General features: G+C 64.5%; 6 protein-coding genes. 5 read left to right on the forward strand and 1 reads right to left on the reverse strand.

What is annotated here, in order from left to right:
- A partial coding sequence (locus tag MESS4_RS11890; protein WP_036241108.1) for a DALR anticodon-binding domain-containing protein occupies positions 1-511 on the forward strand: 511 nt, incomplete at its 5' end.
- Between the two features lie 109 nt (positions 512-620).
- Positions 621-1,001, forward strand: a complete 381-nt coding sequence (locus MESS4_RS11895) for a hypothetical protein (RefSeq protein ID WP_006330386.1) — start codon at positions 621-623, stop codon at positions 999-1,001.
- Between the two features lie 117 nt (positions 1,002-1,118).
- Here MESS4_RS11895 and MESS4_RS11900 read toward each other — a convergent pair whose 3' ends face one another.
- Positions 1,119-1,559: a hypothetical protein gene (locus MESS4_RS11900; protein ID WP_006330388.1), complete on the reverse strand. Its 441-nt coding sequence runs from the start codon at positions 1,557-1,559 to the stop codon at positions 1,119-1,121.
- A gap of 160 nt (positions 1,560-1,719) precedes the next feature.
- Here MESS4_RS11900 and MESS4_RS11905 point away from each other — a divergent pair, with 160 nt between their 5' ends.
- The 3 genes from MESS4_RS11905 to MESS4_RS11915 all read left to right on the forward strand — a co-directional run bounded on the left by MESS4_RS11905 (position 1,720) and on the right by MESS4_RS11915 (position 4,892).
- Positions 1,720-2,682, forward strand: coding sequence for an L-threonylcarbamoyladenylate synthase (locus tag MESS4_RS11905; protein ID WP_006330392.1), 963 nt, complete (start codon positions 1,720-1,722; stop codon positions 2,680-2,682).
- Positions 2,683-2,707: 25 nt separating this feature from the next.
- Complete coding sequence (locus MESS4_RS11910; protein ID WP_006330393.1) at positions 2,708-4,138, forward strand: FAD-binding oxidoreductase; 1,431 nt, start codon at positions 2,708-2,710, stop codon at positions 4,136-4,138.
- Positions 4,139-4,322: 184 nt separating this feature from the next.
- Positions 4,323-4,892: a DUF6101 family protein gene (locus MESS4_RS11915; protein ID WP_006330394.1), complete on the forward strand. Its 570-nt coding sequence runs from the start codon at positions 4,323-4,325 to the stop codon at positions 4,890-4,892.
- Positions 4,893-4,925: the final 33 nt, after the last annotated feature.

Here is a 4,925-nt window from a genome sequence, read left to right on the forward strand (position 1 = left end):
CGCTGTCCCGCCAACGTCTCATTCTGTCACGCCCCCCTCTGCCCTGCCGGGCATCTCCCCCACAAGGGGGGAGATTGGCCAATCGCCGAACGACGACCTCCTGCAAATCGTCCGCCGGGTCGAAGCACTCGGCTCCTTCCTCGGCACCGAGGATGGCAAGAATCTGCTTGCCGGTACCAAGCGTGCGGCAAACATCCTGGCCGCCGAGGGGAAGAAGAAAACGGCGATTGCCGACCATGTTGAGCCGGCGCTGTTTCGAGAAGCGGCCGAGAAATCGCTGTTTGCGGCAGTGAATCAAGCTGAGAGGCAAGCCGGCGAAGCGATTCGAAACGAAGACTTTTCCGCTGCCATGCTGGCGCTTAGCGTGTTGCGCGAGCCGGTTGATTCATTCTTTGAGCAAGTGCTCGTAAATGACGAGGATCAGGCGGTCCGCGCCAATCGCCTGGCGTTGCTTGCCCGCATTCGCGCAGCCACCGATCAGGTCGCCGATTTCTCCAGGATCGCCGGCTGAAGCGAACAAAATTTTCTTTCCAGCCGGCCGTTCGAGCCGGCTTACAGTCATATGACGATGATCTCTCCGTGGCAAAAGGGACATGTTCCCCAACCCCACGGAGGCTTCCATGAATTCCGCTCACGAAATCGAAGTGACAGAAGAAACCCCGGCCCCCGCCGAGGCGCTTGAATCCGTTGCCGAAACGACCCTCGACAAGGCCGCCGCTGCTGCGGACGACGAGGCCGCCACTCTGTCGGAAGACGAGGAAGGCGACGACGAAGACAGCGAAGCTACGGACGAGGAAGGCGCTGAAGACGAAGAAGCCGCCACCCTCTCGGATGACGATGACGATGACGACGACGAAGATGAAGAAGGTGACGACGAGGAAGACGACGACAGCGTGAAGGCCGAAGGAGGCGACGCTGACGAAGAGGACGATGACGACGACGAAGAAGACGAGTCCGACGAGGCGTCCACCGACGACAAGGATGAGGAAGTCGCTGCCTGAGGCCTTTGGACCGACGAAGTTTCTGTCGACGGATCAGGACGGCGTGCGAGCGCCGCCCTGGTCCTGACGCGCACGCTGTTCGTGTAAACGTCGACCTGGACCAGGGTCGCCGAACGGCTACTTGGCCTTGTCGGTCTCGGGGATGGGTGTCGGCTGCGGCGTCGCGGGCGGGCTGTTCGCCGCTTCTGTCTTGTTGTCGGACCCTGCCTGAGGTGCAGCCGCAGCGGTGGCCGGTGTCGGAACAGAAAAGTCGCCACCGACAATACCGCCGCGAATGATCATCGGGCCTGGCATGAAGCCGCGTTTGTGCTCGGGCTGGTTCGGGATCGCCGCGACCTTTTCATAGGTGACGTCGGGCACAGCGGCGCCGAGCGCCACGATCGACGGCGTCGAGAGACCGGGCTTTGTGCTCTCGGCCATAGCCACCGTCTCGGGCGCGCCGAGCTTGACGACGGATGGCGTCGAAGACGGTGCGCCGAAAACAATGATGGACGAAGCCTGCGCTTCGCCCGCCGTCAGGATGAAACCAAGCGCTCCAAGAATGCGCACCGAAACCATGATAATTCCCCTTGCCCAAGAAGCCGGCACCATACTTTGCGGGGATTGATGCGGGCTTGCGGGGAAACATCGCATTTTAGCGGTTGATGATTCACTGACGCCCGGACTTGCCCCACGGCCGCCGCCGTACTACGCAGCCGGCATCTGTGAGGTAACGACCGTGGTTGAAATACGCGCCGTCGGCGATGCGATGGAAATGGCGCTGGCGCTGCTGGAAAGCGGCGACGTCGTCGCCATTCCGACGGAAACCGTCTACGGGCTGGCCGCGGACGCGACCAATGGCGTTGGCGTTGCCCGCATCTTCGAGGCCAAGGGCCGGCCGCGCTTCAATCCGCTGATCGCCCATGTCGCCGACCTGGCGATGGCCGAACGCATCGCGCTGTTCGACCCGCTGTCGAAACGGCTGGCGCGGGCATTCTGGCCGGGGCCGCTGACGCTGGTGCTGCCGCAACGCCGCGGCAACGACATTCATCCGCTGGTCACCGCGGGCCTCGACACCATCGCGCTGCGCATGCCCCGGGGGTTTGGCGGCGAGCTCATCGCCAGGCTCGGCCGCCCGCTTGCGGCGCCCAGCGCCAATTCCTCGGGCAAGATCAGCGCCACGACCGCTGAAGCCGTGGCAGCCGATCTCGGTTCAAGGATCAGATTAGTGGTCGATGGCGGGGCGACGCCGGTCGGGCTGGAATCGACGATCGTCAAGGTCGAAGGCGCAAAGCTGCGACTGCTGAGGCCGGGCGGCATTGCCGCCGGGGAGATCGAGGCCGTTGCTGGCATGGCGCTGCTGCGTGGCGCCGAAGGCATCGAGGCGCCAGGCATGCTCGCCTCGCATTACGCGCCGGGCGCCGCGGTGCGGGTCAACGCCGGGAAAATCGCCAGGGGCGAGGCCTTGCTGGCTTTTGGCGGCCGCCGCGCCGAAGGCTGGCAAGGCGCTGCCGCCCTGCGCAACCTGTCGGTAACAGGCGATCTGCGCGAGGCGGCGAGCAACCTTTTCGCCCATATGCAGGATCTTGATCGCACCGGCGCCAGGACGATCGCCGTCGAGCCCATCCCGTTCGACGGGCTGGGCGAGGCGATCAACGACCGGCTGTCGCGCGCCGCCGCCCCGCGTGACAAGATTGCGTGACAACATTGATTGAGGTTTCTAGCCCATGAACGACATATCCCGGGATCTCGACCCCACCCTGATCGACCGCTTCGCGACAATCGTCGGCGACAAATATGCGCTTCGCGACCAGCAGGATATCGCGCCTTATCTCACCGAGCGGCGCGGCCTTTGGCATGGCAGGACGGCGCTGGTGCTGAGGCCCGGCAGTGTCGAAGAAGTCAGCCGCATCATGCAACTGGCGAGCGAGACCGGCACGCCGATCGTGCCGCAAAGCGGCAACACCGGGCTGGTCGGCGGCCAGATGCCTGACAGGTCCGGCCGCGAGATCGTGCTGTCGCTGTCCAGGCTGAACCGCATCCGCGAGATCGATGTCTTGTCCAACACGGTCACCGTCGAGACCGGCGTCATCCTGCAGACTTTGCAGGAAGCGGCCGATGCCGCCGACCGGCTGTTTCCGCTGTCGCTCGCCGCGCAGGGCTCCTGCCAGATCGGCGGCAATCTCTCTTCCAATGCCGGCGGCACCGGCGTGCTTGCCTATGGCAATGCGCGTGAGCTCTGCCTCGGCGTCGAGGTGGTGCTGCCGACGGGCGAAGTGTTCGACGATTTGCGCAAGCTGAAGAAGGACAACACCGGCTACGATCTGAAGAACCTGTTCGTCGGCGCGGAAGGCACGCTCGGCGTCGTCACCGCCGCCGTGCTCAAGCTTTTCCCGAAGCCCAAGGGGCGCGAGGTGGCTTTTGTCGGAATGTCCTCGCCCGAAGCCGCACTCTCCCTGTTCAGCCTGGCGATGGACCGCGCCGGCGCCGCACTCACCGCCTTCGAGCTGATCGGCCAGCGGCCTTACGACTTCACGCTTGCCCACACGCAAGGCGTGGTGCGACCGCTGGCCGAGGATTGGCCGTGGTATGTGCTTATGCAAATATCGTCGGGCCGTTCGGCCGGGGATGCACGGGGGCTGATCGAGGAGGTGCTGTCGGAAGGTCTCGAGCAGGAGATCGTCGGCGATGCGGTGATTGCGGCAAGCATCGCGCAGGGCGACGACTTCTGGAATTTCCGCGAGGTGCTGCCCGACCAGCAGAAGCCGGAGGGCGCCTCGATCAAGCACGACATCTCGGTGCCGGTGGCCTCCATCCCGTCATTCATCGACAAGGCAGCCGGCGCGGTACAATCCGTCAGCCCGGGTGCCCGCGTCGTCTGCTTCGGCCATATGGGCGACGGCAATTTGCACTACAATATTTCCCGGCCGGTGGATGGCGATGACGAGGCGTTTCTCGGTCTCTACCACGCCATGAACAAGGCCGTGCACGACGTCGTGCGCAGCTTTCACGGCTCGATCTCGGCCGAACACGGCATTGGCCAGTTGAAGCGTGACGAACTGATCGCGACGGCGCCGCCGATGGCGATCGAGCTGATGCGCAGGGTGAAGGCGGCCTTCGATCCGGCCGGCATCATGAACCCCGGTAAGGTTATCTGATCCTTTCGTCAGCGTGAGCCCGGTGGCATTCCGATAACCATCGCCTGAGATCAGCAAAATTTAACTGACTTTCTTAAGCGCCGCGGTAAGAAGCGCGCGCTAATGTTTCTCCACAACGAGGCTGGACAAACCGGCCCGGAGAGAACCGCAAGCCGGCTCTCAGGAGAAACAGGAAAGGCAATCTATGAACACCGGACTGAAGCCAGTCTGGGCCGGGTGCAATATGCGCCTCGACCCATTCCGCCTGCCGCAGGTGGCAAGCTACGCCACCCGCGACGACTATGGCGACGTTACCTTCACCATCGACCAGCGTGGCGCCGTCATTCGCCGCACGCTGGAGATGAGCGGCGTGCCGGCGATCATCGCTCTGCCCGCCAATGCGTTTCGCGGCGTGGCCGCCCGCGCGATGGAGGATCCGGATGGCAATGTCACGGTGACCCTTGAGCTCCTGCACAATGATCCGATGCTGTCGGTGCCGCTGCTGGTGGCCGACGATCTCGACGATGTCGCCGCCGACTGGCGCGCCTGGGCCGACGCCTACCGCCTGCCGATGCTGTTGATCGAAGCCGACGGCGTTGCCCGCACGCTGGAGGAATCGCTCGGCGCCGCCATCAAGACGCTGCCGGCGCAGGACCGCCGCAAGGGCCGCGTTTCGACCACGCGCCGCCCGCGCTTCCTCGCCCGCCGCCGCGCCGGCCACCTCGGCCTCAGGCTGGTCATCGGCGGCGAGGAAATCATCTCGCGCGACGAATAATGGTGAGCGCTCTCCCTTCTCCCCTTGTGGGCT

This window comes from Mesorhizobium sp. STM 4661, from assembly GCF_000359125.1.
In the GTDB taxonomy this organism is placed as follows: Bacteria; Pseudomonadota; Alphaproteobacteria; order Rhizobiales; family Rhizobiaceae; genus Mesorhizobium.

Excerpts from the sequence above, each read along its gene's own strand:
- MESS4_RS11910 (WP_006330393.1), top strand. The coding sequence starts at position 2,708 with ATGAACGACATATCCCGGGATCTCGACCCCACCCTGATCGACCGCTTC.
- MESS4_RS11895 (WP_006330386.1), top strand. The coding sequence starts at position 621 with ATGAATTCCGCTCACGAAATCGAAGTGACAGAAGAAACCCCGGCCCCC.
- MESS4_RS11915 (WP_006330394.1), top strand. The coding sequence starts at position 4,323 with ATGAACACCGGACTGAAGCCAGTCTGGGCCGGGTGCAATATGCGCCTC.
- MESS4_RS11900 (WP_006330388.1), bottom strand. The coding sequence starts at position 1,559 with ATGGTTTCGGTGCGCATTCTTGGAGCGCTTGGTTTCATCCTGACGGCG.